This window comes from Rugamonas violacea, assembly GCF_016461825.1.
Classification (GTDB): Bacteria; Pseudomonadota; Gammaproteobacteria; order Burkholderiales; family Burkholderiaceae_D; genus Rugamonas.
Map to the genome: position 1 here is coordinate 13,505 of NZ_JAEMNU010000118.1, position 25,588 is coordinate 39,092.

Consider the following 25,588-nt stretch of genomic DNA (forward strand, 5'->3'; position numbering starts at 1 on the left):
TCCGACCCCGGCTCTCCGCCTTTGGGTGGTTTTCAAGCGCCGGCACCTCAAGCGCGTGCTAACATGCGCCCATGAAATATAGACTGTTCCTGTTTGATTTGGACGATACGCTGCTCGACTTCAAGGCGTCCGAAAAACTCTCTTTCGTGCGCACCATGTGGGAACTGGGCCTTCGCGACGGCATCGATGGGCTGTTCCACCAGTACCAGGCGATCAACCTGGAACTGTGGAAAAAGTTCGAGGAAGGCAGCGTTTCCAAGGATTTCCTCAAGGTCGAACGCTTCCGCAACACCTTCCTGGCCAAGGGCCTCGAACTGGACCCCGAGGCGGCCAGTCGCATCTATCTGGAGTCGCTGTCGGATACGGTGGTCCTGATCGACGGCGCCACGACGCTCTGCGCGACGCTGGCCGCGATCGCTAAAGTGGGTATCATCACCAATGGCGTCGACGCCATCCAGAACCGCCGCATCGCCAGTTCCGGGCTGTTTGAGCACATTTCCTTCGTCGCGACTTCCGAGGCTTGCGGCTATGCCAAGCCGGACAGTCGATTTTTCGACTATGCCGCCAACCTGGCCGGCACTTTCGCCAAGGACGAAACGATCATCGTCGGCGACCGCTTGGACGCCGACATTCTCGGCGCCAACCGATACGGCATCGACAGTTGCTGGTTCAACCCCGACCGCGCGGCCAACGAATCGACGGCGCTTCCCACCTACGAGGTCGCCAGCCTGCGCGACATCGTTCCGTCCTTGCAGGGGCTGGCGGTCTGTTGAGCGATGCCTGGCGGCCGCAGCGCCGTCAGTCGTTGCGCATCTGCGCCTGCGACACGTTGCTGCCGGCCGGCACGCTCTGCGTCAGCCACACATTGCCGCCGATGGTGGAGCCGGCGCCGATGGTGATGCGCCCCAAAATCGTCGCGCCGGCGTAGATCACCACGTCGTCCTCGACGATGGGGTGGCGCGGCACGCCCTTGATCAACGTGCCCTGCTCGTCGGCCGGGAAGCGCTTGGCGCCCAGCGTGACGTGCTGATACAGCCGCACGCGCTGGCCGATGATGGCGGTCTCGCCGATCACCACGCCGGTGCCGTGGTCGATGAAGAAGCTGGCGCCGATGCGCGCGCCGGGATGGATGTCGATGCCGGTCAGCGAGTGGCTGATGTCGCAGATCAGGCGCGCCAAAAACGGCGAACCGAGTTGCTGCAGCCGGTGCGCCAGGCGGTAGTACAGGATGGCGATGGTGCCCGGATAGCACAGCATGATCTCGGCCATCGAGGTCGCCGCCGGGTCGCCCGAAAAGGCCGCCTGCACGTCCGACACCAGCAGCGCGCGGATCTCCGGCAGGCCGGCGGCGAACTCGCGGGTGATGCAGTTGGCCTGCTCGCTTAGCGCCTCCTCGTCGCAGACGCCGCCGCCGGCGGAGAACTGCAGGCCGCGCCGGACCTGCTCGGTGAGCCGGTTCAAGGTGGTGTTGAGGGTGTCGCCGACGAAGTAATCGATGCTCTCGTCGGTCAAATTGGGCCGCCCGTAGTGGGTCGGGAACAGCACCGCCGACAGGCCGTTGACGATGGTGGTCAAGGCCTCGCGCGAGGGCAGCTCGCGCACCCGGCCGTGGTGGCGGATGTTGTGGGTGGCCTCGCGCGACACGCGCAGCTGCGCGATCACCGGCGCCAGGTTCCAGTGCGTCGGCTTGACGGCGTGGTTGTCAAAGGTATCGATAGTCATCGTGGTTCCGCTTCGCTTGGGGTCACGGCGCGCCGGCCGGGTAAAAAAACGCATGATGCGCAGGCGGACGACAAAAGGGAAGGCATCATTTTGTCGTTCGATATGCGGCATCGACATATGATTATGTCATCCTTGGCGAAAGCGCGCTGGCGCCGGCGCCGACGCCGTGGCGCCAGCTGGCGTAAAATACCGTTCTAACGAACAATAAGTCTTTCATGAATATTCTGCTCACCCTGCTGCTGGCCGGCCTGTCCATGGTCGGACCGCTGGCCATCGACACCTACCTGCCCTCCTTCCCCGCGATCGCCCAGACCTTCGACGCCAGCCCGATGCTGATCCAGCAAACGCTCAGCGCCTTCCTGTTCTGCTTCGCCTTCATGATGCTGTTCTACGGCACCCTGTCCGACTCCTTCGGCCGCCGCCCGGTCATCCTCTGCTCGCTGGTGCTGTACATCGGCGCCTCCGTGGGCGCCGCGCTGGCGCCATCCTACGGCGTGCTGCTGGCCTGCCGCATCCTGCAAGGCCTGGCCGCCGGCGCCGGCTCGGTGGTCGGCCGCGCCATCGTGCAGGACCGCTTCACCGGCGGCGAAGCGCAGAAGATCCTGTCGCACATCATGATGGTGTTCGGCCTGGCGCCGGCCATCGCCCCGGTGCTGGGCGGCTGGCTGCAGGTGTCGTTCGGCTGGCGCTCGATCTTCTGGTTCCTCGCCGCCTTCGGCGTGCTGATGTTCGTCGCCGTGCAGCGCGCCCTGCCGGAGAGCCTGCCGCCGCGCGAACGCCATCCCTTCCACCTCGGCGTGATCGCCGCCAACTACTGGAAGGTGCTGTGCCACCGCCAGTTCCTGCTGGTCTCGGTGGCCGTCGGCATGAGCTTCGCCGGCTTCGCGCTGTACATCGGCTCGGCCGCCTACTTCGTCATGAACATCCTGCACCTGCCGGAGACGGCCTTCGCCTGGCTGTTCATCCCGCTCATCAGCGGCATGGTGGTCGGCTCGGCGCTGGCCGCCAAGTTCGCCCACCGCTACTCGCAGGCGGCGCTGATCTGGGCCAGCTACGCGCTGATGATCGTCGCCGCCGCCGTCAACATCGCCTACAACTACTACTTCGCCGCCGAGGTGCCGTGGGCCGTGCTGCCGCTGTTCGTCTACTCCTTCGCGCTGGCGCTGGCGATGCCGCCGATGACGCTGCTGGCCTTGAACCACTTCCCCAACAACAGCGGGCTGGCCTCGTCGATGCAGTCCTTCATCCAGATGCTGTTGTTCGCGCTGGTGTCCGGCCTGGTGGCGCCGCTGTTGTTCGACAGCGCGCTCAAGCTGGCCTGCGGCGTCATGGCCGGCCTGGTCCTCAGTCTGCTGGCCTGGTTGCTGGCGCAGGGCGATACGACGGCCGACACGGCCAACGCGGCCTAGGCCCGCCGCGCCCAGCGGCGCACCGAGGCCGGCGGCCTCGGGCCTGGGAGCTAGGGCCAGGGCGCCGGCGTCACGTCGACATATTGCGGGCCGCCGTCGGCCGGCTCGGCAGCGCCCGGCGCCGCCTGCTTGAGCCCGTCGTCGTGGCCCAGGGCCAGGATTTCCTTGCGCGCCTCGACAAAATTTGCACTCGACAGCGGCTGCTGCTGGTCCGGCCAGTTGTCGATCGCCCATTCCTGCAGCGCCTCGAAGCGGCGCCACAATTCGCCGACGAACTGCCGGCGTTGATCGCTGTTTTCCATGCTTCCCCCTTGAGTGGTTCACGCCCAGTACCAGTAAGTGCCAGTATATGTTAGGCGCGCAGCGCGGCATGGTGCGCCAGCGCACATGGCGCCGCAGCGCGCGACGCCAACCCCGCCGCCCCGACTCGCCGGCCCTATTCGCCGACCAGTTTGCGGAAACTGATCGCCAAACGGTTCCAGCTGTTGATGGAGTTGATGGCCAAGGTCAGGTCGACCGCCTCCTTCGGACTGAAGTGCTGCGTCAGCGCCTGGTAGTCGGCGTCCGGCGCGTGGGTGTCGGCGATGCGGGTCAGCGCCTCGGTCCAGGCCAGCGCGGCCCGTTCGCGCGGCGTGAACAACGTGGTCTCGCGCCACACCACCACGGTCTGCAGGCGGCGCTCGCTCTCGCCGGCCTTGCGCGCGTCGCTGACGTGCATGTCGACGCAGAAGGCGCAACCGTTGATCTGCGAGGCGCGCAAGCGCACCAGCTCCAGCAGCGAGGTCTCCAGACCCAGCTTGCTGACCGCCGCCTCAAAGGCCAGCATCGCTTTGAAGCCTTCCGGCGAGGCGGTGTAAAAATCGATTCTTGGTTCCATGGCGCTTCCTTTGTTAAAGTTCACTGTTAAAGTTCAGTTGGTGCAGCCATTGTAGGTGCGCCAGACGGCGCCGCAGGATGCCAATCCGGACAAAAAAGACCAGACCACCGACCACATGGAACTACACATCGCCATCGAAGGCAACAAGGACCTGGCCGGCCAGTTGTACCGCCAGCTCGACGCCGCCATCCGCAGCGGCCGCCTGGCCGACGGCCAGCAGCTGCCACCGTCACGCCTGCTGGCCACCCAGCTGGGCCTGTCGCGCAAGACCGTCTCCGACGTCTACGCCCGCCTGACCCTGGACCGGCTGCTGTTCGGCCGGGTCGGCGTCGGCAGCTTCGTCAGCGCGCCGGCCGACGCCAGGCCGCGCCGCCAGCAAGCCGCCGACCTGGCCAGCGCCGCCGTCGTGGCGCGCTGGGAAGCCATCGCCACGCCGCTGCGCAGGTCCTTCCCGCACGGCCGCTCAGCTTACGAGTTCCTCGGCGGCTGCGCCTCGCCGTCGCACTTCCCGCAGGACGAGTGGCGCCGCTGCGTGCTGCACGCGCTGCGCCAGGACGGCCGCACGCGCGGCCACTACGCGCCGACCGAGGGCCTGCCGGCGCTGCGCGAGGCGATCGCCCGCCACGCCGCCTTTTCGCGCGGCGTGGTCTGCGAAGCCGGCCAAGTGCTGGTCACCAACGGCGCCCAGCAGGCGCTGGACCTGCTGGGCCGCGTGCTGATCGAAGCGGACAGCCTGGTCGCCGTCGAGGAGCCCGGCTATCCGCCGGCGCGCACGCTGTTCGCCAGCCAGGGCGCGCGCGTGGTCGGCGTGCCGGTCGACGCCGAGGGCATGCTGGTCGAGCGGATCCCGGCGGGCGTGCGACTGATCTATGTGACGCCGGCCCACCAATTCCCGCTGGGGATGCCGATGAGCGTGGCACGCCGCCACGCCCTGCTGGCGCGCGCCCGCGAGATCGGCGCAATCGTCATCGAGGACGACTACGACAGCGCCTTCCGCTACGAGGGCCGGCCCACCGACTCCTTGCAGAGCATGGACCAACACGGCATCGTCGCCTACGTCGGCACCTTCTCCAAGGTGCTGTTGCCGGAGCTGCGGCTCGGCTACGCCATCCTGCCGCCGGCGATCCTGAACGCCGCCGTCACCGTCAAGCACCTGAGCGACTGGCACAGCGCCAGCATGACCCAGCAGGCGCTGGCCAAGTTCATCGCCGACGGCTATCTGCACAAGCACATCCGCCGCTGCCACGCCATCTACGCCAGCCGGCGCGAGCGCATCCTGGCCCTGTTCGCCGACCATCTGGCGCCCTGGTTCGAGCTGGTGCCGGCCAGCGCCGGCTTCCACATCGCCGCGCTGTGCAAGGCGCCGCTGGACATGGACCTGCTGCTACGCCTGGCGCGCCGCGCCGACGTCGGCCTGTACGCGCTGGCCAACTTCTACGCCGACAGCGCGCCGCGCCAGGGCCTGATCCTCGGCTACGGCGCCATCGACACGCTCGACATCGAAGTCGCCCTGCTGCGCGTGCGCGATATCCTCGCCGAGATAATGGTATAACTACTGGCCTAATTTGTATGAAAGCCAGCCACGGCGACAACCCTGCAAGTAAAATAGCGTCATGCAAGGCACTAACCTGGCTGCCCTCCCACGGACCGAGACGATGCGACTGACTTCCTTCACCGACTACACGCTGCGCACCTTGCTCTACCTTGGCGTCAACCGCGACCGGCTGGTCACCATCCAGGACATCGCCGACCTGCACGCGATCTCCAAGAACCATCTGATGAAAGTGGTCTACCAGCTCGGCCTGTCGGGCATCGTCGAGACGGTCAGGGGCCGCAACGGTGGGCTGCGCCTCAAGCGCGAGCCGGAGCAGATCAACATCGGCGCGCTGGTGCGCGAAACGGAAACCGACTTCTTCATGGCCGAATGCTTCGACCGCGCCAACAACTCCTGCCCGCTGACACCGGACTGCAAGCTCAAGTCCAGCCTGGGCGAGGCGACCCAGGCCTACCTGGCCGTGCTCGACAAGCTGACCCTGCGCGACCTGCTGCCCAAGGCCACCCCCACCGACGGCAGCTCCCCCCTCACCTTCATGCCCCTTCCCTGATCCCCCGTCCCCCGGGGTCAGCATCCCCCGGGGTCAGTGCCGACATTCGGACACGAGCTCAAGCGTAGACACGGTCGCAACTACCCCCAACCGCCTGAATTATGGCGATACGGCTCAGGCCGTGTCCGAATGTCGGCACTGACCCCGCACGCTGCTGACCCCGCACGGGTCCTGACCCCGCACGGGTCACGGACGGGTCAGGCGGCGGTTTTTTGTGTGAGCTGGGGCAGCGAGGCCATCAGGTCGGCGAAGCGCTGGCCCTGGATCATGACGTGGCCGCGCAGCAGCTGGGCCGCCAACTCGCCGTCGCCGCGCACAATCGCCTGCACCACGCCGTCGTGCTCGTCGTAGGAAGTGGCCAGCCGGTTGCGCACGCGTAGTTGCAGACGGCGATACGGCCGCAGCCGGCGGTACAGATTGCGCGTCTGCTCGATCAGGAACTGGTTGTGGCTGCCGGCGTAGATCGCTTCGTGGAACACCTCGTTCTTGTAGTAGTAGGCGTCCGGCTCCTCGGCGTCGCGCGCGTCCTTGCAGGCCTGGTGCGCCGCCAACAACGCCTGCTGTTCCTCCGCCGTCATGCGCCGCGCCGCCAAGCGGCCGCAGGTCGCCTCCATCTCCGACATCACCTCGAACATCTCGACCAGCTGCTGCGGCCCCAGCTCGGCGACGATGGCGCCGCGCCGGGGCCGGATCACCACCAAACCCATCGAGGCGAGCTGGATCAAGGTCTCGCGGATCGGCGTGCGCGATACGCCGAACTGTTGCGCCAGTTCGGTCTCGTCCAAATGCTGGCCGGGCGACAGGCTGCCGACGGCGATCATTTCTTCTATGGCTTCGCGCAAGGCGGCGGAATGGTTGCTCATGGTTCCTGGCTGCCGTGTATATGAATCTTCATTATAAAACCTAAATTTGGCTTGACAATGTATTCAGCCGATATATTCTTGTATACATAAAAAAGGATGTTGCATATTTGCTTGCTTGATCCATAATGTTGTTCTAATTCAACTCCTTGGAGGACGTATGACTTTACTCAAACGCAGGGCAATGCTGGGTGCGCTCGCCACCGGCCTCTCCACCCCACTTTGGCTGCAGTCGGCCTGGGCCCAATCGGCCACCACACTGAAGATCTCCCACCAGTTCCCCGGCGGCACCGTCAGCGAAGGCGACTTCCGCGACCGCCTGACCCGCATGTTCGCCAGCGAGGTGGAAAAGCGCAGCAAGGGCACGCTCAAGTTCGAGATCTATCCCGGCTCCTCGCTGATGAAGACCAACGCCCAGTTCTCCTCGATGCGCAAGGGCGCGCTGGACCTGTCGCTGGTGCCGCTGTCCTACGCCGGCGGCGAGGTGCCCGAGGTGAACATCGGCCTGATGCCCGGCCTGGTCACCTCCTACGAGCAGGGCTACGGCTGGAAGAACGCCGAGGTGGGCAAGGAGTTGAGCCGCATCCTGCTGGACAAGGGCATCGTGGTGGTCAGCTGGATCTGGCAGGCCGGCGGCGTCGCCTCGCGCACCAAGCCGATCGTCGAGCCGGAGGACGCCAGGGGCCTGAAGATCCGCGGCGGCTCGCGCGAAATGGATTTGATCTTGAAGGCGGCCGGCGCCGCCGTCGTCTCGCTGCCGTCCAACGAGATCTACGCCGCCATGCAGACCGGCGCGATGGACGCGGCCTTGACCTCGTCGACCTCGCTGATCTCCTTCCGCCTGGAGGAAGTGTCGAAGGCGCTGACCAGCGGCCGTGGCGCCGCCTACTGGTTCATGTTCGAACCGCTGATGATGTCGAAGGCGGTGTTCGACCGTCTCAGCAAGGAGCAGCAGGCCACCATCATGGCGGTCGGCGGCGAGCTGGAGACCTTCGCCCGCAAATCGGCGCAGACCGACGACTCGCTGGTGGCCGCCGTCTACCAGAAGGCCGGCGCCAAGGTGGTCGACTTGAGCCCCGCCACCGTCAAGAAATGGCAGGCCATCGCCCGCACCACCGCCTGGAAGGACTACGGCGAACGCAATGAGAACTGCGCCAAGCTGCTGCTGCTGGCGCAGAAAACGCTATGAGCCACGGCTTCGAACTGAAGCCGCCGCCCGGGCCGGCGCTGCCGGACAACCCGGCGCTGGCGGCCGTCGCGGGCCTGCTGAACCGGCTCAACAACGCGCTGCTCAAGCTGTCGATGGCGGCGCTGGTGCTGACCGCGCTGGTGCTGACCTACTCGGTGGTGTCGCGCTACTTCTTCCAGGCGCCCACCGACTGGCAGGACGAGGCCTCGGTCTTCATGCTGGTCGGCGTGACCTTCTTCTGCACCGCCTATGTGCAGTCGCATCGCGGCCATATCGGCATCGAGGCGCTGGCGGTGCTGCTGCCGCGCCGGGTCAACCAAGTGCGCCTGTTCTTCGTCGACCTGCTGTCCTGCCTGTTCTGCGCCTTCTTCTCGTGGAAGTCCTGGAGCCTGTTCCACGAGGCTTGGCGCGACGGTCAAACCACCTCCTCGACCTTCGCCCCGCCGCTGTGGATCCCCTACGCGATGATGGCGGCCGGGATGACCATTTTGACGCTGCAGATCCTGCTGCAAACCCTGGCCCACCTCAGCAACAAACCTCAACAAGGGGACGCGCCATGAGCGAACTGACACTCGGCGCCCTGTACGGCGCCGTCACCCTGGTGGTCATGTTCTCCGGCATGCCGATCGCCTTCGCGCTCGGCGTGGTGGCCACCGGCTTCATGTACTTCTGCATGCCGGCCTCCTCGCTCGACACCATCACCCAGAACGTCTACGAGGAGATGGCCTCGATCACACTGCTGTCGATCCCGCTGTTCATCCTCAAGGGCGCGGCGATCGGCAAATCGCCCGCCGGCAAGGACCTGTACTCGGCCATCCACACTTGGCTGCACAAGGTGCCGGGCGGCCTGGGCATCGCCAACGTGTTCGCCTGCGCGCTGTTCGCCGCCATGGCCGGCTCGTCGCCGGCCACCTGCTCGGCGATCGGCTCGGCCGGCATTCCGGAAATGCGCAAGCGCGGCTACTCGCCCGGCTTCGCCGCCGGCATCATCGCCGCCGGCGGCACGCTGGGCATCCTGCTGCCGCCGTCGATCACCATGATCCTGTACGCGGTCGCCGCCGAGCAATCGCTGGGCCGCCTGTTCCTCGCCGGGATCGGCCCCGGCATCCTGCTGGTGCTGCTGTTCGCCGGCTACGCCGTGCAGCGCGCCCGCAAGGAATACCGTCTGGCGCTGAAGATCTATGAACAGGGCGGCGTCAAGTCGGCCTATCTGGAGGACGAGCACTTCACGCTGGCGCAAAAGGTCGAGATGCTGCCGCGCGTGCTGCCCTTCCTGATCCTGCTGATCGGCGTGATGGTGGCGCTGTACGGCGGCTTCGCCACGCCGTCCGAGACGGCCGGCCTGGGCGCCTTGCTGGCGCTGGTGCTGATCGCCGTGGTCTACCGGGTCTGGCGGCCGAAGGACCTGGCGCCCATCCTCAGCTCGACCATCAAGGAGTCGACCATGCTGCTGCTGATTATCGGCATGTCGCTGTTCTACTCCTACGTGATGAGCTATCTGCACATCAGCCAGTCGGCCGCCAACTGGGTGGTCGGCATGCATCTGTCAAAATGGCTGCTGCTGGCGGTGATCCTGCTGATGGTCGTCGTGTTCGGCTTCTTCCTGCCGCCGGTATCGATTATCCTGATGACCGCGCCGATCATCCTGCCGCCGCTGAAAGCCGCCGGCTTCGACCTGATCTGGTTCGGCATCGTCATGACGGTGGTGATGGAGATGGGACTGATCCATCCGCCGGTGGGGCTGAACATCTTCGTCATCAAGAACATCGCGCCGGACATTCCGCTCAAGGACGTGATCTGGGGCGTGTTCCCCTTCCTGCTGCTGATGTTCGTCGCCGTGCTGCTGTTGTGCGTCTTCCCCGGCATCGCCACCGGCCTGCCGAATATGATCATGGGAGTGAAATGATGAACCAAGTGTCGAGCCAGCCGCGCCAGTGGAACACGCTGCAGCGCAACCGCGCCGCGCGGCTGGAACGGGGCCGCGCCGCGCTCGGCAACCAGCTGGCCGGCAAAAGCCTGCCGGCCGGCCGCATCGCCGACCTGCTGCACGCCGTGCTCGAATGCGGCGACCGCGTCTGCCTGGAGGGGAACAACCAGAAGCAGGCCGACTTCCTCGGCCAGGCGCTGGCCGGGCTGGACCCGGCCCGCGTCAACGGCCTGCACATGCTGCAGTCGGTGCTGGCCCTGCCCGAACACCTCGACGTGTTCGAGCGCGGCGTGGCGTCCAAGCTGGACTTTTCCTTCTCCGGCCCGCAGGCCGGCCGGGTGGCCAAGCTGCTGGCCGCCGGCAAGCTCAATATCGGCGCCATCCACACCTACCTGGAGCTGTTCAGCCGCTACTTCGTCGACCTGCCGCCGCGCGTGGCCTTGATCGCCGCCGAGGCGGCCGACCGCAACGGCAACCTGTACACCGGCCCGAACACCGAGGACACGCCGGCCATCGTCGAGGCCACCGCCTTCAAGAACGGCATCGTCATCGTCCAGGTCAACCAGATCATGGACACGCTGCCGCGCATCGACATCCCCGGCGGCTGGGTCGACTTCGTCGTGCAGTCGCCGACGCCCTACTACATCGAGCCGCTGTTCACCCGCGACCCGGCGCAGATCTCCGAGATCCAGGTGCTGATGGCGATGATGGCGATCAAGGGCATCTACGCCGAGTACGGCGTCGAGCGGCTCAACCACGGCATCGGCTTCGACACCGCCGCCATCGAGCTGCTGCTGCCGACCTACGCCGCCTCGCTCGGCCTGCAAGGCAAGATCGGCCGCCACTGGGCGCTCAATCCGCATCCGGCGCTGATTCCGGCGATCGAATCGGGCTTCGTCGAATCGGTCTACTCCTTCGGCTCCGAGCTGGGCATGGAAGACTACATCCGCGCCCGCCCCGACGTGTTCGCGGTCGGCCCGGACGGCTCGATGCGCAGCAACCGCGCGCTCTGCCAGGCGGCCGGCCACTACGCCTGCGACATGTTCATCGGCTCGACCCTGCAGATCGATTTGCAGGGCAATTCGTCGACCGCCACGCTGGGCCGCATCTCCGGCTTCGGCGGCGCGCCCAACATGGGCGCCGACGCGCGCGGCCGGCGCCACGCCAGCGCGGCCTGGCTGAAGGCCGGCGCCGAGGCGCGCGGCGGCCGCAACACCATCCCGCGCGGCCAGAAGCTGGTGGTGCAGATCGTCGAGACCTTCCGCGAGCACATGCAACCGGCCTTCGTCGAGCGACTCGACGCCTGGGAACTGGCCGAGCAGGCCGGCATGGCGATCCCGCCGGTGATGATCTACGGCGACGACGTGACCCACATCCTGACCGAGGAAGGCATCGCCAACCTGCTGCTGTGCCGCAGCGACGAGGAACGCGAACAGGCCATCCGCGGCGTGGCCGGCTACACGCCGGTCGGCCTGGCGCGCGACCAAGCGATGGTGGAGGATCTGCGCCGGCGCGGCATCATCCGCCGCGCCGAAGACCTGGGCATCGACAAACGCCTGGCCACGCGCGACCTGCTGGCGGCGAAGAACATGAAGGACCTGGTGCGCGCCTCGGGCGGTTTGTACAACCCGCCCAAACGCTTCCGCAACTGGTGATCGAGCACGCTGGGACCCAAAGGCGGAGAGCTGGGGTCAGACCCGCAGGGTCTGACCCCAGATTTCGCCGCCGGGTCTTCTCAAGCGACCGCCATTGCGCCCCGAATGAGACAAAGGAGCAAGGATGGAAACCCTGAACTACCGATTTGAACAAGGCAGCCGGCGCCTGGCCGAGCGGGCGCAACTGGTCGGCGTGGTCAGCTCCGGCAACCTGGAGGTGCTGATCGAAGCAGCCGCCTTGGACGGCGCCTGCGCCATCGAGATCAAAACCGCCGCCGTCGGCTTCGGCGCCATCTGGCAGGCGGTGATGCAGGACTTCCAGCAGCGCTGGCAGCTGGCCGACGTCAGCATTTCGATCAACGACATGGGCGCCACGCCGGCCGTGGTCAGCCTGCGCCTGGACCAGGCGGTGGAAACCATGCTGGGAGGCGGCGCATGAGCAGCTATCTGGAAGCCAACGCGCGCGAACGTCTGCGCGCCCTGTTCGACGCCGGCAGCTTTGTCGAATTCGTCGCGCCGGCCGAGCGCATCGTCAGCCCCCACCTGGCGCAGCTGAACGCGCCGGTGGCCTTCGACGACGGCGTCGCCGTCGGCAGCGCCACGCTGGACGGCCAAACGGTCTACGCGGCGGCGCAGGAAGGCGGCTTCATGGGCGGCGCGGTCGGCGAGGTGCATGGCGCCAAACTGGTCGGCCTGCTGCGCCGCGCCGTACGCGAACAGGTACCCGCCGTGGTGCTGCTGCTGGAGACGGGCGGCGTGCGTCTGCACGAGGCCAACGCCGGCCTGATCGCCGTCTCCGAGGTGATGCGCGCCGTGCTCGACACGCGCGCCGCCGGCATTCCGGTGGTGGTGCTGATCGGCGGCTCGAACGGCGCCTTCGGCGGCATGGGCATCGTCTCGCGCTGCGCCAACGTGGTGGTGATGTCGGAGGAAGGCCGGTTGGCCATGTCCGGCCCCGAGGTGATCGAGACGGCCAGCGGCGTCGAGGAATTCGACTCGCGCGACCGCGCGCTGGTCTGGCGCACCACCGGCGGCAAGCACCGCTACCTGCTGGGCGACTGCCAGATGATCGTGGCCGACGACGCGGCGGCCTTCCGCCAGGCCGCCATCGACGCCATCGCCGGCTGCGCCGCCGCGCCGGTCGAACTGACATTGGCGGCGATGGAAGCCGAACAGCGGCTGCTGAGCGAGCGGCTGGAGCGCTTCGGCGACATGAGCGATCCGCTCGACATCTGGGCCGCGCTGGGCATGGCCGAACCGAACAAGCTGCCGATGCTGGAGGCCGAAGCCTTCGTCCGCGCCGCCGCGCCACACCGCCTGGGAGCGAATTAATGGACTGGAAAACACTGGCGGCGACGCTGTTCCCGCTCGGGCATGCCATCGGCGCGCAGGACGACTTCTTGTCCGGCACGGCGCAGGTGGGCGAGCAAACCATCGCCGTGATCGGCACCACCGGCCACGCGCCGATCGGCGTGGAGATCGCGCTGGCGCAGGCCAAGGCGGTGCTGCAAACGGTGCGCGAGGCGCCCGGCCGGCCCATCCTGATCCTGGTCGACACGCAGGGCCAGCGCCTGCGCCACCGCGACGAGATGTTGGGCATCAACAGCTATATGGCCCACCTGGGCAAGTGCGTCGACCTGGCGCGGCGGCAGGGGCATGCGGTGATCGGCCTGGTGTACGACCAAGCGCTGTCGGGCGGCTTCATCACCAGCGGCTTGATGGCCGACGCCTGCTACGCCCTGCCCGGCGCCACCATCCGCGTGATGGGACTGCCGGCGATGGCGCGCATCACCAAGGTGCCGCTGGAGACGCTGACCGAACTGGCCAAGAGCAATCCGGTGTTCGCGCCGGGGCCGGAGAACTATCTGCGCATGGGCGGCCTGCAGGAGATCTGGCACGACGATCTGGCGCGGCGGCTGGCCGAGGCGCTGCGGCTGGTCGAGGACGGCCGCGCCGCCGAGCAAAGCGGCGCGCAAAGCGGCGGGCCGGCCGGCGACCGGCGCAGCGCGCTCGGCCTGGCGCGCGGCGGACGGCTGTGCGCCCAACCGGTCATCGACGCCATCGTGGCGGGCGGCCATGTACGCCCGGCATAGCCTGGTCTGGCTGTCGGCGCGGGGCTGGCAGGCCACCATCGCGGCCGCCGCGCCGGAGCACGCCGGCGCGCTACAACAATGGCAACGCGCCGGCCATCCCAGCATTGTGCGGCGGCGCGACGCCGATGCCGGCGCCGACCAGATCTGCCTCGGCGTGGCGCTGCCACCCGAAGCCGGCGGCCGCAAGCCGCGCATCGCCTTGCGCGTGGACGCCGCCGAGGTGGCGCGCCATTGGGCGCCGCTGCCGCTGGCCGCCCTGCTCGACATGCCGGCGCTGCCCGCCGTCTGGCAGGCAGCGCTGGCGGCCTTGCTGGACGACGCCCACGACGCCGGCATCGAGCTGCGCGTCTACGGCTCGGTCGCGCTGCAGGTGCTGACCGGCCTGGCCTACTTGCGCGCCGGCTCCGACATCGACATCCTGTTCCAACCCGCCAGCACGGCGCAGTTGCACGACGGCGTGGCGCTGCTGGCGCGGCACGCCGCCTATCTGCCGCTGGACGGCGAAATCGTCTTCCCGTCGGCGCAAGCGGTGGCGTGGAAGGAGTGGTACGCCGCCGATGCCGGCCAAGCCAGGGTGCTGGCCAAGCTGGCCGACGGCGTGCGCCTGGCCACGCGCGATGAACTGTGCGCCGCGTTGGAGCCGGCATGAATCGGCCAGATCGGCAGCCAGATCGGCAGCCTCCTCTCCAGCCAAATTTTCAATCCGGGCAGCGCGGCCGCCACGCGCGCGCCGGCGAGCCGGGCCGGGCGCCTTCGCTGTCGCCGGCGCAGCGCCGCGCCGCCTTGCGCCGGCAACGCGCCTTCGCCGCCGCCATCGCCCGCCTCGCCGTGCGCAGCCTGTACGCCGAGTTGAGCCTGCACCCCAAGCCGGGCCTGGTCTCGCTGGTCGACAACGGCAGCCACGACGACATGAACGCGGCCACCTTCCTGCGCAGCCTGTTCGCGCTGCGCCACTACTTCCGCCACATCTGCCTGGCCGGCATACAGGGTGCGCCCTTCGCCCGCCTCAAGCAACTGGGCATCGAAGCCGAAACGCGGATGATGCACGCCACCGGCGGCGTCAACACCCATCGCGGCGCCATCTTCAGCCTGGGCCTGCTGTGCGCGGCGGCCGGACGCGGCGCGGCGCAAGGCATGCCGCTGACGCCGGCCGCCTTGCGCGCCGTGCTGCTGATCCGTTGGAGCGACGAATTGGCCGCCCATTGCGGCGCCGGCGCGCCCAGCCACGGCCTGCGCGCCGCCGCGCTGCACGCCGTCAGCGGCGCGCGCGAGGAAGGTGCGCTGGGCTTGCCGTCGGTGTTCGACATCGGCCTGCCGGCGCTGCAAGCGAGCCTGGCGCGCGGCGCGGCGATGCAGCAGGCCCGCGTCGACACGCTGTTCGCCTTGATGGCCCACGTCAGCGACACCAACGTCTACCATCGCGGCGGCAGCGCCGGCGCACGCACGGTGCGCGCCGAGGCCGAACGCTTCCTGGCCCTTGGCGGCACCGCCCATCCGCAATGGCGCCAAACGGCGCTGGCCTGCCACCGCCTGTTCGTGCGGCAGCGCCTGTCGCCGGGCGGCGCCGCCGACCTGCTGGCGGCCAGCTGCCTGGTGCACGCCATGTCCACCCTGCCGGCGCCATGAGAAGCCGGCTGTTGATACTCTGCCCCGGCCAGGGCGACCAGCACGCGCAGATGTTCGATCTGGCGCGCGGCGAACCGCGCGCGGCCGCCCTGCTCGACTCGCTCGCCCTGCCGCCGCTGCGGCACATGTTCGACAACCGCAGCGCCCAGCAGTTGATCGTCGCCAGCACGCTGGCCACCTGGGAGGCGTTGCGCGACAAGGTGCCGCCGCCGGCGCTGGTGGCCGGCTACAGCATCGGCGAACTGTCGGCCTACGGCGTGGCCGGCGCCTACACGCCGGCGCAGACGCTGGCCCTGGCCGAGGCGCGCGCCCGGTTGATGGACGCCTGCCTGGACGCGCAACCCGACCAGGCGCTGGCGGCGCTGTCCGGCCTGCCGCTGCGCCAGGCCGCCATCTTATGCGCCGGGCAGTCCTGCCACGTCGCCATCGAGACCGGCGCGGACAGCTGCATCGCCGGCGGACCGGCCGCCGCGCTGGCCGCCCTCGAAGCACAGACCGTCGCGGCGGGCGGCCGCTGCAAGCGCCTGCCGGTGGCCGTCGCCTCGCACACGCCCTACATGGCGGCGGCGGTGGCGCCGTTCGCCAAGCTGCTGGGCGACGCCGACTTCGCCCCCATGCGCGCGCCGGTGGTGGCCGGCATCAGCGCGCTGGCCGGCAGCGGCAAGGCGCAAGCGGTCGAGCACCTGTCGCGCCAGTTGGCCGAAACAATCCTGTGGGCCGGCTGCATGGACACCTGCGCCGAGGCCGGCGTCACCGTGGCGCTGGAACTGGGGCCGGGCGCGGCGCTGTCGCGCATGCTGCGCGCGCGCCATCCGCACATCGCCTGCCGCTCGGCGGCCGAGTTCCGCAGCCTCGCCGGCGTGGTCGGCTGGCTGGAACGCGAGTGCGGCTAGAACGATTTCCCCAACGTGATACCGACGGTGCGTGGCCGCACGATGGCGACGCGCCGCGTCGTCGGCAGGTCGGCGGAGATGGCGGTCGGCAGGCCGGTCTGGCCGATCTTGTTGAGCAGATTATCGACAAAGAAGGTGGCGACCCAGGCGGGCCGCGCGCCGGCCGGTTGCAAGCCCAGCTTGAAGTTCCACTGGCTGAAGCCTGGTCGGCGGTGGAAGGGGCTGTCGCGCTCGTACAGGAATTTGGCGGCGCCGGTGTAGGTGGCGTCCAGCCGCGCATAGGCGGCGTGGCCGGCGCCGGCGGCGAAGGCATATTCGGCCGCCGCGCTGCCGCTCCAGCGCGGCACATCGAGCAGCATGTCGCCCCGCTTGGCGGCGGTGCCCGGCACGTCGTTCGACAAGGTGGCGCTGACATAGCCTGCGCTGGCGCGCAACTTGAGCCGTGAGCTGGCCTGGAAGGCCGCCTCCAGCTCGCCGCCCCGGCTTCTGGCCGCGCCGAAGTTGGCGGTGATGTTGAAGCCGCACTGCAGCACGATCTGCTGCTGCACCTTGCTCCAGTCGATGGAGTAGAGCGCGCCGTTGAGCGTCAAACGCCGTTCCAGCCATTCCGATTTGAGTCCCAGCTCGTAGCTCCACAGGCTGTCCGGCGCGAACTTGAGCAAGGCGCTGGCGCTCAGTCCCAGCGTGGCGATCTCCTTGGCGCACAGCGCCGCCGGCGCCGGGTTGTTCGGCCCGCCGGGCCGGTAGCCCTTGGCCGCCGTCAGGTAGGCCATGCGCTGCGGGTCGATCTGCCAGGACAGGTTCAGCTTCGGCGTGTAGCCGTGGTCGGACGAGTCGCCCGTCACCGCCGACGGGCCGCCGTTGAAGACGCCGTCGCCCTGCTGGGCGAAGCCCTGGTCGACCTGGAAGGCGCGCAGGCCGAGGCGCAAGGTCCACGCCGGCGCCAACCGGTAGGCGCCCTCGGCGAACAGCGCGCGCTCGCGCACGGTGGCCTGGCGCGCGCCGCTGAAGAAGCTGCCGAAACTGCTGCCGAAGCGCTCGTTGTACCCCTGCGGCAGCGGGATGGACGAGGCCAGCGGCGCGTCGACGTGGTGGTAGTAGGCGCCGCCGATCAGTTGCAGCGGGCCGGCCAGGTCCGACAACAGGCGCAGCTCCTGGGTGAACTCGCGGTTGACGTAGTCGCCATGCATGCCGCTGGGGTAGACCGCCGTCTGCGGCGCCGGCGAGAAGAAGTAGTACAGCACCTTGGACGAGTCCTCGTCGACGGCGACGCGACGGTCGTAGTAGGAGGTCGACGAGACCAGTTCGACCTGCGGCCAATTTTTACGCACGGTGAGATTGGCCAGCGTGGAGTTCTGCGTACTCGGCTCGGGCACCAAGCGGGTTTGCAGCAGGCGCTGCGAACCGCCCGGCGGCAGGTCGATCTGGAACGGCGCGGCCAGCGCCATGTGCTGGTAGTACAGCGAGGCGTTGACAGCCAGGCCGTCGGCCAGGTTCAGGCGCAAGGCCAGGCGCGCGCCACGGGTGCGCTCGGTGTTGACGCCGGCCTGGCGCGGCGCGTCCGGCGCCGCCGCCAGGATGTTGTCGCTGGCGATGGCGTAACGGTCGATGTAGCCGGCCTGCTGGCGCAGGTAGAGGCCGATGCGCAGCGCCGCCACACCCTCGGCCAGGGGGATGTTCAGCGCCGCGTTGCCCTCCTCGTTCCAACCGCCGCCGGCGCTGTGCGACAGCGTCGCGCCGGCCTTGCCGCCCAGCCGCGCCAGGTCGGGCTGGGTGCTGATGTATTTGATGGTGCCGCCCATCGAACTGGAGCCGTACAGGGTGCCCTGCGGCCCGCGCAGCACTTCGACGCGGGCGATGTCGAACAGGCTGGGGTCGATCAGACCGCGCAGCGACAGCAGCGAGGCGTTGCTGGAGGCGCTGATCGGCGTGTCGTCCAGATAGTAGCCGACCGTGCCGGCGGTGCCGGCCACCGAGGAGACACCCCGGACGATGAGGATGTTCTGTCCCGGGCCGGACGAGACCACGCTCAGGCCCGGCGTCTGCCGCGCCAGTTCGGACAGGTGGGCCACGCCCATGCGTTGCAGATCGCGCTCGTCCAGCGAGGTGACGCTGACGGGGATGCTCTGCAAGGCCTCGGCGCGCTTTTGCGCCGTCACCAGCACCTGTTCGACCGCGCCCTCGACCGCTTGCTGGGCTTGTGCGGCCGGCGCCAAACACAGGCCGACGACCGAACCGACAAGCGGGCCGACGAACGGGTTGAAGAACGGGCCGTGGAAGCTGCCGACGAACGGGCTGAAGAACGGGCCGAAGAAGGGACTGGGATACGGCCGCAAAAACAGCCGCGCCGGCGGGCGCGCGGCCGGCATGCTCGTCGCTTCGCGATACGGTGGCTGGCGCATGCGGCTCTCCTGGTGCTGATGTTGCAGATGGAACTACGGGGTGCTGCCCTTGTCCTTGCCCGGCGTCTGCTGCGCGGTGCCCAGCAAAGCCTTGCGGGTCTCGCCGAGCAACCTGGCCAGTTGGCCGCTGTCGTACAGTTGCCGGTATCCTTGGTCGAAGCGCGCGATCAGCTCGCGCGCACCCGGCAGCGTGCGGCGCAGCACCAAAAAGGTCGGAATGGTGGCGATGGGATTGCTCTGGAAGCTCAGTTGGCCCTGCTCGGCCGGGCTGAGGTTGGCCTGGATCAGCATCTTGCCGGCCTCCTCCTCCATCGGAAACAGATCGATCCTGCCCAGTAGCAACTTGCGCATGTTCGCCAGGTCGCTGGCGGCCTCCTGCACCCGCAATTTATTGGCCGTCTGCAAAGCCAGGAACTCGTCCGAATAATAGTTGCCCAGGGTGGTGCCGATCTGCGCCCGGCCCAGGTCGGCCAATTTTTTCCACGGCACCTCGCTGCCACGGCGCTGGAAGAAGACCATGCGGAAGATGTAGATCGAATTGCTCGAATACAGCAGTTTGCGGTCGCGCTCGGCGCTGTGGGCCCAGCCGTAGCCGCCGTCGTAGATGCCGCGCATCACTCCGGTGATGGCGCGGTTGCTGGAGACATGCTCGAATGTGAGGTCGACGTCGACCAGTTTGAACGACTCGACCACCAGCCGGGTCAACAAGCCGCCGTAGGGCAAGCCGTGGCCCATGAAGGGTGGATAGTCGTGGCTGGTCAGGGTGAGCGAGAGGCGCCCGGCGCCGCGCGCCGCCGACATGGCCGGGGCCAGCAGCGCCAGCCAAGCCAGGGCGGCGCGGCGACGCCGGTCGAGTGGCGCGCAGTGGGATGCCAGGGCCGGGTTTGAAGGGGGCGCATGCATGGGTTGGCATTCCGACTGATCGTTGTCTGGCCCTAGCGAGTGGAACGACGCGTAAGCCGGTGTCGTCAAAGCCGAGGCGCGGCCGTGCGTCAAGATTAAGCTTTGTATACGACAACAGTCAAGCCTGGATATGTCCGCGCCACCAGCTTAGTTGCATTTGCGAACAAGCCGGCGCCCGCCGGACGCAGCGCCGCCCGCGCTGCCCATCGCCGCCGCCCGCCGCCCGCCGCCGCGCTACTGCCGGTTGTTGGCCCTGGCCCAGGCCAGGATGCCGGCCGTGTCCATGGCGCCGGGCTGGCGCGCCACTTCGCGGCCGTGGCGGAACAAGGCCAGCGTCGGAATGCTGCGGATCGCGTAGCGCGCCGCCAAGTCCTGCGCCGCTTCGGTGTCGACCTTGACGACGCGGAACTGCGGCTCCAGCTGGGCCGCCGCCCGGGCGTAAAACGGCGCCATGTTGCGACAAGGGCCGCACCACGGCGCCCAAAAATCGACCAACACGGGAATATCGTTGCGCTCGATATGCTTGAGGAAGCGCGCGCCGGACAACTCGGCCGGCTGGCCGTCGAACAGCGCGCGCTGGCACTTGCCGCAGGTGGGTTGCTGGGCCAGGCGGGCGGCCGGCACGCGGTTGACGGCGTCGCAATGGGGGCAAACGATGTGCAGCGAGTCGGCCTGGCTTGCGCCGGCGGCGTTGGTGGTGCTGGTGGGCATGTCTAATCCTGTGTCTATGCGGCAAAAACGAAACCAAGATTAGCAGAGATCGCGCCGCCGCGTCAGTCCGGCCGCACCAGCGAGCCCTGTCGATCATCCTGGGCGGCCCGCTCGACGACGCCGCGCGGCCACAACAAGGCCAGCGCCCCGTTGCGGCCGTGGCGGCGCACCTGCACCACCCGGCTGCGGGTCTGGCCGGCCACCTCGGCGCTGACGCGGTAGGCGCCCGCCCTCGGGAAGTTGAGCAACATGATGGGGGCGTCGCAGACGGTGTCGAGCAGATTGTTGCCGCGCAGGTCGGCGATCGTCACCTTGACGTCGGCCAGGTAGGCGCCGCCGGCTTCGGCGAAGGTCAGCATCATGTTGTAGTGGCCGGCGGCGCGCTTCATCTGCGCCGCCTCAGTCGAACCAACGCCGCCGCAGACGTAGGCGAAACCGTTGTCGCTGCGCGCCACGGGCGCCGCCTCCTGCCCGGCGTCCCGGGCGGCCGGCGCGGCCACGGCGGGCCGCCACGCCTGGACGCAAGCGAGCGCGCAGGCGAGCAATAGTTTGTGGGATGTGTTCATCTCGGACCTCCTTGCAGAGTGTATGGACGAGGCTACTGCGCCGGCGCGGCGACGCCATGGCTGGCGCCGGGGACGGCGGTGGTACAGGTTTGACCCGTGGCGAGGGCTGGCGGTTCCTCGGCGGCGCGCCGGCGCGGCCGGCATGCCGGGCTCGCTTGCCGCCGCGATACGTGGTTATAATCGAACACATATCGAGCACATCGAGACGGGAATGCCATGGAATTCGTCAATACCGAGCGGCTACGCATTGCTTACCGAGAATACGGCAGCGCCGCCGGCGAGCCCCTGGTGCTGCTGCACGGCTGGCCGGATGACATCCACACCTGGGACGAGGTGGTGCCGGCGCTGGCGCGCCAGGGCTACCGGGTGATCGTGCCCTACCTGCGCGGCGCCGGCGAGACCCGCTTCCTGCATCAGGGCACGCCACGCAGCGGCCAGCTCAGCGCGCTGGCGCAGGACCTGTTCGACCTGGCCGACGCGCTGCAACTGCCGCCATTCACCGTCATCGGCCACGACTGGGGCGCGCGCGCCGCCTACAACGCCGCACTGCTGGCGCCGCAGCGGGTGCGCCGCTGCATCGCGCTGGCGGTCGGCTGGGGCACCAACGAGCCGGGCCAGACGCTCAGTCTGGTCCAAGCCCGCAACTACTGGTATCAATGGTATTTTTCGACGGAGCGCGGCGCCGAGGCGCTGAAGAAGGAGCGGCGCGAACTGACCGGCCTGCTGTGGAAGACCTGGTCGCCGACCTGGCAGTTCACCCAGGCGGAATTCCGCACCACTGCGCACTCCTTCGACAATCCGGACTGGCACGCCATCACCCTGCACTCCTACCGCCACCGCTGGGGCTACGCCGAGGGCGACCCGCACTACGCGGCGCTGGAGCACCGGCTGCGCGAGGACAACATCATCGCGGTCCCCACGCTGGTGTTGCACGGCATCGAGGACGGCGCCAACGCCATCAGCACGTCGGCCCACAAGGAGCATTTGTTCTCCGGCCCCTACCAGCGCCTGCTGGTCGAGGCGGCCGGCCATTTCCCGCAACGGGAGCAGGCCGAGACGGTGGCCAACACCATCATCGCCTGGCTGCGCAACACGCCCTGAGCCGGGCTTCCCGCAACTCAGGGCGCTGCCGCAACGATCAGGTTTCCTTGCGCGGGGCGGGCTGTTTGCCCGACTGAGCCGCCGCCGCGCCTTGGGCGGCGGTGTGGCTGCCGCCCTGCATGCTGCCGCTCTGGGCGTGGCCCTCGCGTCCCTCGCCGTCCTGGCCCGCGCTTTGCATCGTCGAGCTGCCGCGCATCTCGTTGCCACGGCCCTGCTGTTGACGACGACTGCCTTCGGCGAAGCGTTCGAACGGGTCGGTGAACTGGCGGATCGCGTCCTGCTGGCTGCGCACGGTCTTCTCGGTTTCCTCGTGCGTCACGCGCGCCACCTCGTCGGCCAGCGCCTTGGCGGTGCGGGCCGTCTCGGCGACGTGCTCCTCGGCCACCTTGGCCAGATCGACATGGGTGTCGGCGGCGATGCGCGACAGGTGCTGCTGGTAGGCGCGCAACTTCTCTGCCGTCGGCTGGGCATGGGCGGCGGCGGCGGCGATCGCCTCCGTCGGACGCTCGGCGATGATCGCCTGCTGCCCGGCCACCGTGCCCTCCTCCAGCATGGTCTGGGCCAGCTGAATGTTCAGTTCGCTATACTGCTGGATGACGCGGAACAGCGATTTGGACATGTCGTTGAAGTAAGACAATTGCGCCTCCATGTGGTCTTTGGCGGCTGGGGTCACTGCTTTGTTGAATGGATACATACATGCCTCGATTGATAAAAATGTTTTAAGAAAGCAAGACGGCCGACGTGGGCGGGCCGCTTGCGTGTCGCCGGTGTGGCCTGGTTTGCCGAACCGGATGCCACTACGGATGGCACCGGAGCGGACTTCGCGTCTGCTGCGTCTGCAGCGCGAGACCCAAGGCTACGTGAGCAGCACCTTCAAGGCATGATGTGAATCAAATGTGCGCCCCCTAGCATCATGCGCGCGCGCGGCGCCAGCGGCCGTGCGCCAGCCACGCCAAGCCCAACAGCAAACCCAGCAGTGCCTGCCCGGCGGCCGTGGCGGCGCTCGCCACGCCGTTGCCGCCGATCAGGTCGAGCGCCGGCACCTGCGGCGCCTGGCTCGACACATACAAGCCGAACAGGAACAGCGCGAGGAAGCTGCGGCCGCCCCGCGTGATGTGGCCGAGCAGGCCGGCGGCGCAGGTCAGCGCGAACAGGCCGCTGAGCAGCGCGGCGGCGCGCAGCGGTTCGCTGCACAACCAGCGCAGCGCCAGCGGCGCGGTGCACAGCAGGCCGAGCAGGCCGGCGGCCAGCAGCTGGCCGGCGCCACGGCCGGCCGCGCCGCCCGGCGCCGCCGCCGTCATCTTGTCGCTGTCGGCGGCGCTGTCGCGCACGCCCAGCTCGCTGACCAGGATGCCCCAAACGGCGACGCTGGCGAACGCCAAGCCGCCCAACACCGCCGGTGCGGCCAGCGCGCCGGCCAGCAGCAGCGCCAGCAGCACGGCCACGGCGGCCGGATTCAGCGCCAGCGTCAAGGCCAGCTCGGCGACGGCGCCGCCGACCAGGCCGGGGCGGCGCGCGGCCAGCGCGAACAGCGGCGTGGCCAGGCGCGCCAGCGGGCGCAGCCAGCGGTTGGCCAGCGCCAGCGGCGACCAGCGCCGCCGTCCGCCGCCGCCCTTGACGCGGTCCGGCGCGAAGCGGTGGAACAGCGCGAAGGCCGCCAGCAGCGGCAGCATGGCGATCAGCGCGCAGCCCAGGCGGCCCAGCACCTGGCTGGCGCTCCAGCTCAACGGCGGCAGCAGCAGCGGGGCCAGCGCCGGGTTGAACTCGGCGGCGCCGATGCTGAAATGCGGTGAATGCATGGCCGACTGGACGTGCAGCACGGCCGTGGCGGCGCCGGAAAAATCCAACAGCAGCAGCGGCGACCAGCTCAAGCCGGCCTTGAGCATCGTCTCGGCCATGGCGCCCACCGGCCCCAGTTGGGCGATCCAGACGGCGAAGTACAGCACGTCGCCGCGCTTGCCCATCAACGGCGCCCAGGACTCGCACAACAGCGCCATGCTGGCGACCATGCAAAGGGTCGGCAACAACAGCAAGGCGTAGGTGCGCAAATAGATCAGCGGCTGCAGCGGCCCCTCGCCGCGCAGCAGATGCAGCACCAGCATGGTGGCCAGGAAGATCGACAGCAGCAGGCCCAGATAGGCCATGCTGCCCAGCCAGCGGCCGAACAGGAACAGCAGGTTGCCGACCGGCGTGGCGGCCAGCACCGCGCCGGCGCCGCTGCGGACGTCCTCGGCCATGCGGCCGCGCACCAGATAGAAGCCGCCCAGGCCGAACAGCAGGCCGGCCATCAGCGCGCTGCCCAGTGCCAGGCAGTCGCTGGTGTAGGCGACGCGCGCCTCGTTGACGGCGATCAGCGTGCTGCCGCCGACGGGATCGGCCACCATCCACCAGCTGACGGCGATCAGGCCGAGCAGGACCACCAGCGTGCCGCCACGGCGGCAACGCAGGCGCAGCTCGCCCAGCACCAGGGCGCGCAAGGCCAGCGCGCTCACGCCGCCAGCTCCGCCACGGCGTAACGCTGCGCCATCAAGGCCTCCTCCAGCGTCGGCTCGACCGCCACGGCGCCGGCGCAGGGCGGGCTGGCGTGGGCGATGCGCAGGCTGATGCCGTGCTCGTGGCGCTGCGCCTGCAGCACCTGCACCTGGCCGCGCAGCGTCTCGTAATGGGCGGCGTCGACGGTGGCCGCCCAAACCTGGCCGCGCCCCCGCGCGATGAAGCTGTCCGGCGTGTCGCAGGCGAGCAGCCGGCCGGCGCGCATCACGGCCAGGCGCCCGGCCATGTTTTCGATGTCGGAGACGATGTGGGTCGAGACGATCACCAGCTTCCTGAAACCGATCTCGGAGAGCAGGTGGCGGAAGCGCAGCCGCTCCTCCGGATCGAGGCCGGCGGTGGGCTCGTCGACGATCAGGATGTCCGGGTCGTTGAGCAGCGCCTGGGCGATGCCGAGGCGGCGCCGCATGCCGCCGGAGAAGCTGGCGGCGTAGCGGTCGGCGTGTTCATGCAGGTTGACCAGTTCGAGCAGCTGACGCAGGCGGGCCGGATCGCGCACCCCCTTCAGCGCGGCGAAGTACTGCATGAATTCGAGCGCCGTCAGGTTGGCGTAGACGCCGAAGTCCTGCGGCAGGAAGCCGAGGCGGCGGCGGATCGCCTCCGGCTTGCGCACGATGTCGACGCCGTCGAACAGGATCTGGCCGCTGCTGGGCCGGGTCAGCGTGGCGACCATCTGCATCAGCGAGGTCTTGCCGGCGCCGTTGTGGCCGATCAGGCCGACCACGCCGGCCGTCAAACTCAGCGTGACGTCGTCCACCGCCCGCACCTCCTTGCCATAGGTTTTCACTACGTTGCGCATTTCAAGCATGAATCGATTCTCTCCCGTGGTTTTGGTGGGCGGCCCGGCGCCGCCATGGCGAGCGGCGAGCGTAGCATGGCAAAAGCGACAAGGGAATACATTCTCCGGGGACGGCGGCGACGGCGCCACGGGCTGCCAAAAAAAGTGGCAGCGGAGCGGCACAAGCGGAAGTTTCGGGGTACACTGTGGACTATTGCCGA

General features: G+C 68.6%; 26 protein-coding genes. 15 read left to right on the top strand and 11 right to left on the bottom strand.

From position 1 onward, the window contains the following. Positions 1-71 precede the first annotated feature (71 nt). Positions 72-773: a YjjG family noncanonical pyrimidine nucleotidase gene (locus tag H7U20_RS20800; protein ID WP_199761055.1), complete on the top strand. Its 702-nt coding sequence runs from the start codon at positions 72-74 to the stop codon at positions 771-773. Positions 774-798: 25 nt separating this feature from the next. Here H7U20_RS20800 and epsC read toward each other — a convergent pair whose 3' ends face one another. Further along, complete coding sequence (epsC, locus tag H7U20_RS20805) at positions 799-1,722, bottom strand: serine O-acetyltransferase EpsC (RefSeq protein ID WP_199761056.1); 924 nt, start codon at positions 1,720-1,722, stop codon at positions 799-801. A gap of 215 nt (positions 1,723-1,937) precedes the next feature. On the opposite strand from epsC, the gene H7U20_RS20810 reads away from it, so the two are divergent. Then, positions 1,938-3,131, top strand: coding sequence for a multidrug effflux MFS transporter (locus H7U20_RS20810; RefSeq protein ID WP_199761057.1), 1,194 nt, complete (start codon positions 1,938-1,940; stop codon positions 3,129-3,131). 50 nt (positions 3,132-3,181) lie between these two features. On the opposite strand, the gene H7U20_RS20815 is transcribed toward H7U20_RS20810, so the two are convergent. Together H7U20_RS20815 and H7U20_RS20820 are read right to left on the bottom strand one after the other, a co-directional pair. Further along, positions 3,182-3,433 (bottom strand): hypothetical protein, encoded by a 252-nt coding sequence (locus tag H7U20_RS20815; protein ID WP_199761058.1) that lies wholly within the window; start codon positions 3,431-3,433, stop codon positions 3,182-3,184. 134 nt (positions 3,434-3,567) lie between these two features. Next, positions 3,568-4,008 (bottom strand): carboxymuconolactone decarboxylase family protein, encoded by a 441-nt coding sequence (locus H7U20_RS20820; RefSeq protein ID WP_199761059.1) that lies wholly within the window; start codon positions 4,006-4,008, stop codon positions 3,568-3,570. Between the two features lie 115 nt (positions 4,009-4,123). Here H7U20_RS20820 and pdxR point away from each other — a divergent pair, with 115 nt between their 5' ends. Together pdxR and H7U20_RS20830 are read left to right on the top strand one after the other, a co-directional pair. Further along, entirely contained in the window at positions 4,124-5,560 is a 1,437-nt protein-coding gene (gene pdxR / locus H7U20_RS20825; protein WP_199761113.1) for a MocR-like pyridoxine biosynthesis transcription factor PdxR, read from the top strand. Between the two features lie 103 nt (positions 5,561-5,663). Next, positions 5,664-6,113, top strand: a complete 450-nt coding sequence (locus tag H7U20_RS20830) for an RrF2 family transcriptional regulator (protein ID WP_199761060.1) — start codon at positions 5,664-5,666, stop codon at positions 6,111-6,113. A gap of 197 nt (positions 6,114-6,310) precedes the next feature. Here the strand turns inward: H7U20_RS20830 and H7U20_RS20835 are convergent, their stop codons facing one another. Further along, positions 6,311-6,976 (bottom strand): GntR family transcriptional regulator, encoded by a 666-nt coding sequence (locus H7U20_RS20835; protein WP_199761061.1) that lies wholly within the window; start codon positions 6,974-6,976, stop codon positions 6,311-6,313. 157 nt (positions 6,977-7,133) lie between these two features. On the opposite strand from H7U20_RS20835, the gene H7U20_RS20840 reads away from it, so the two are divergent. From H7U20_RS20840 to H7U20_RS20885, 10 genes are all read left to right on the top strand, one after another. Next, positions 7,134-8,162 carry a TRAP transporter substrate-binding protein gene (locus H7U20_RS20840; protein ID WP_199761062.1) on the top strand — a complete coding sequence of 343 codons (1,029 nt, stop codon included), beginning with the start codon at positions 7,134-7,136 and terminating at the stop codon, positions 8,160-8,162. Next, positions 8,159-8,722: a TRAP transporter small permease gene (locus H7U20_RS20845; protein ID WP_199761063.1), complete on the top strand. Its 564-nt coding sequence runs from the start codon at positions 8,159-8,161 to the stop codon at positions 8,720-8,722. Before H7U20_RS20840 ends, H7U20_RS20845 begins: the two co-directional genes overlap by 4 nt. After that, positions 8,719-10,068: a TRAP transporter large permease gene (locus H7U20_RS20850; protein WP_199761064.1), complete on the top strand. Its 1,350-nt coding sequence runs from the start codon at positions 8,719-8,721 to the stop codon at positions 10,066-10,068. The genes H7U20_RS20845 and H7U20_RS20850 overlap by 4 nt, the downstream gene beginning before the upstream one ends. Continuing rightward, on the top strand, positions 10,068-11,744 hold the full coding sequence (gene mdcA / locus H7U20_RS20855) for a malonate decarboxylase subunit alpha (RefSeq protein ID WP_199761114.1): 1,677 nt from the start codon (positions 10,068-10,070) through the stop codon (positions 11,742-11,744). Before H7U20_RS20850 ends, mdcA begins: the two co-directional genes overlap by 1 nt. Positions 11,745-11,868: 124 nt before the next feature. Continuing rightward, the gene (mdcC, locus tag H7U20_RS20860; RefSeq protein ID WP_199761065.1) at positions 11,869-12,183 is read left to right on the top strand and encodes a malonate decarboxylase acyl carrier protein; all 315 of its coding nucleotides are present in this window, start codon (positions 11,869-11,871) and stop codon (positions 12,181-12,183) included. Continuing rightward, entirely contained in the window at positions 12,180-13,076 is an 897-nt protein-coding gene (locus tag H7U20_RS20865; protein WP_199761066.1) for a biotin-independent malonate decarboxylase subunit beta, read from the top strand. Before mdcC ends, H7U20_RS20865 begins: the two co-directional genes overlap by 4 nt. Further along, positions 13,076-13,837, top strand: a complete 762-nt coding sequence (gene mdcE, locus H7U20_RS20870; protein ID WP_199761067.1) for a biotin-independent malonate decarboxylase subunit gamma — start codon at positions 13,076-13,078, stop codon at positions 13,835-13,837. Before H7U20_RS20865 ends, mdcE begins: the two co-directional genes overlap by 1 nt. Further along, positions 13,821-14,486, top strand: a complete 666-nt coding sequence (mdcG, locus tag H7U20_RS20875; RefSeq protein ID WP_199761068.1) for a malonate decarboxylase holo-[acyl-carrier-protein] synthase — start codon at positions 13,821-13,823, stop codon at positions 14,484-14,486. The genes mdcE and mdcG overlap by 17 nt, the downstream gene beginning before the upstream one ends. Beyond that, positions 14,483-15,463, top strand: a complete 981-nt coding sequence (gene mdcB, locus H7U20_RS20880; RefSeq protein ID WP_199761069.1) for a triphosphoribosyl-dephospho-CoA synthase MdcB — start codon at positions 14,483-14,485, stop codon at positions 15,461-15,463. The genes mdcG and mdcB overlap by 4 nt, the downstream gene beginning before the upstream one ends. After that, positions 15,460-16,356: an ACP S-malonyltransferase gene (locus H7U20_RS20885; protein WP_199761070.1), complete on the top strand. Its 897-nt coding sequence runs from the start codon at positions 15,460-15,462 to the stop codon at positions 16,354-16,356. Before mdcB ends, H7U20_RS20885 begins: the two co-directional genes overlap by 4 nt. Here the strand turns inward: H7U20_RS20885 and H7U20_RS20890 are convergent. The 4 genes from H7U20_RS20890 to H7U20_RS20905 form a co-directional block, all read right to left on the bottom strand. After that, positions 16,353-18,758: a TonB-dependent receptor gene (locus tag H7U20_RS20890; protein WP_233410962.1), complete on the bottom strand. Its 2,406-nt coding sequence runs from the start codon at positions 18,756-18,758 to the stop codon at positions 16,353-16,355. The two genes, H7U20_RS20885 and H7U20_RS20890, sit on opposite strands and share 4 nt — an antisense overlap. 33 nt (positions 18,759-18,791) lie before the next feature. Continuing rightward, entirely contained in the window at positions 18,792-19,661 is an 870-nt protein-coding gene (locus tag H7U20_RS20895) for a substrate-binding periplasmic protein (protein ID WP_199761071.1), read from the bottom strand. A gap of 234 nt (positions 19,662-19,895) precedes the next feature. Further along, on the bottom strand, positions 19,896-20,372 hold the full coding sequence (gene trxC, locus H7U20_RS20900; protein ID WP_199761072.1) for a thioredoxin TrxC: 477 nt from the start codon (positions 20,370-20,372) through the stop codon (positions 19,896-19,898). A 62-nt stretch (positions 20,373-20,434) separates the two neighbouring features. Further along, positions 20,435-20,938, bottom strand: a complete 504-nt coding sequence (locus H7U20_RS20905; protein WP_199761073.1) for a carboxypeptidase regulatory-like domain-containing protein — start codon at positions 20,936-20,938, stop codon at positions 20,435-20,437. Between the two features lie 216 nt (positions 20,939-21,154). Between H7U20_RS20905 and H7U20_RS20910 the strand changes: the two genes are divergently transcribed. Next, positions 21,155-22,039 (top strand): alpha/beta fold hydrolase, encoded by an 885-nt coding sequence (locus H7U20_RS20910; RefSeq protein ID WP_199761074.1) that lies wholly within the window; start codon positions 21,155-21,157, stop codon positions 22,037-22,039. Between the two features lie 37 nt (positions 22,040-22,076). Here the strand turns inward: H7U20_RS20910 and H7U20_RS20915 are convergent, their stop codons facing one another. The 3 genes from H7U20_RS20915 to H7U20_RS20925 all read right to left on the bottom strand — a co-directional run bounded on the left by H7U20_RS20915 (position 22,077) and on the right by H7U20_RS20925 (position 25,397). Further along, complete coding sequence (locus H7U20_RS20915; RefSeq protein ID WP_199761075.1) at positions 22,077-22,733, bottom strand: phasin family protein; 657 nt, start codon at positions 22,731-22,733, stop codon at positions 22,077-22,079. Positions 22,734-22,950: 217 nt separating this feature from the next. Further along, positions 22,951-24,531, bottom strand: coding sequence for a hypothetical protein (locus H7U20_RS20920; RefSeq protein WP_199761076.1), 1,581 nt, complete (start codon positions 24,529-24,531; stop codon positions 22,951-22,953). Continuing rightward, positions 24,528-25,397, bottom strand: a complete 870-nt coding sequence (locus H7U20_RS20925) for an ABC transporter ATP-binding protein (RefSeq protein ID WP_199761077.1) — start codon at positions 25,395-25,397, stop codon at positions 24,528-24,530. The genes H7U20_RS20920 and H7U20_RS20925 overlap by 4 nt, the downstream gene beginning before the upstream one ends. Between the last annotated feature and the right edge of the window lie 191 nt (positions 25,398-25,588).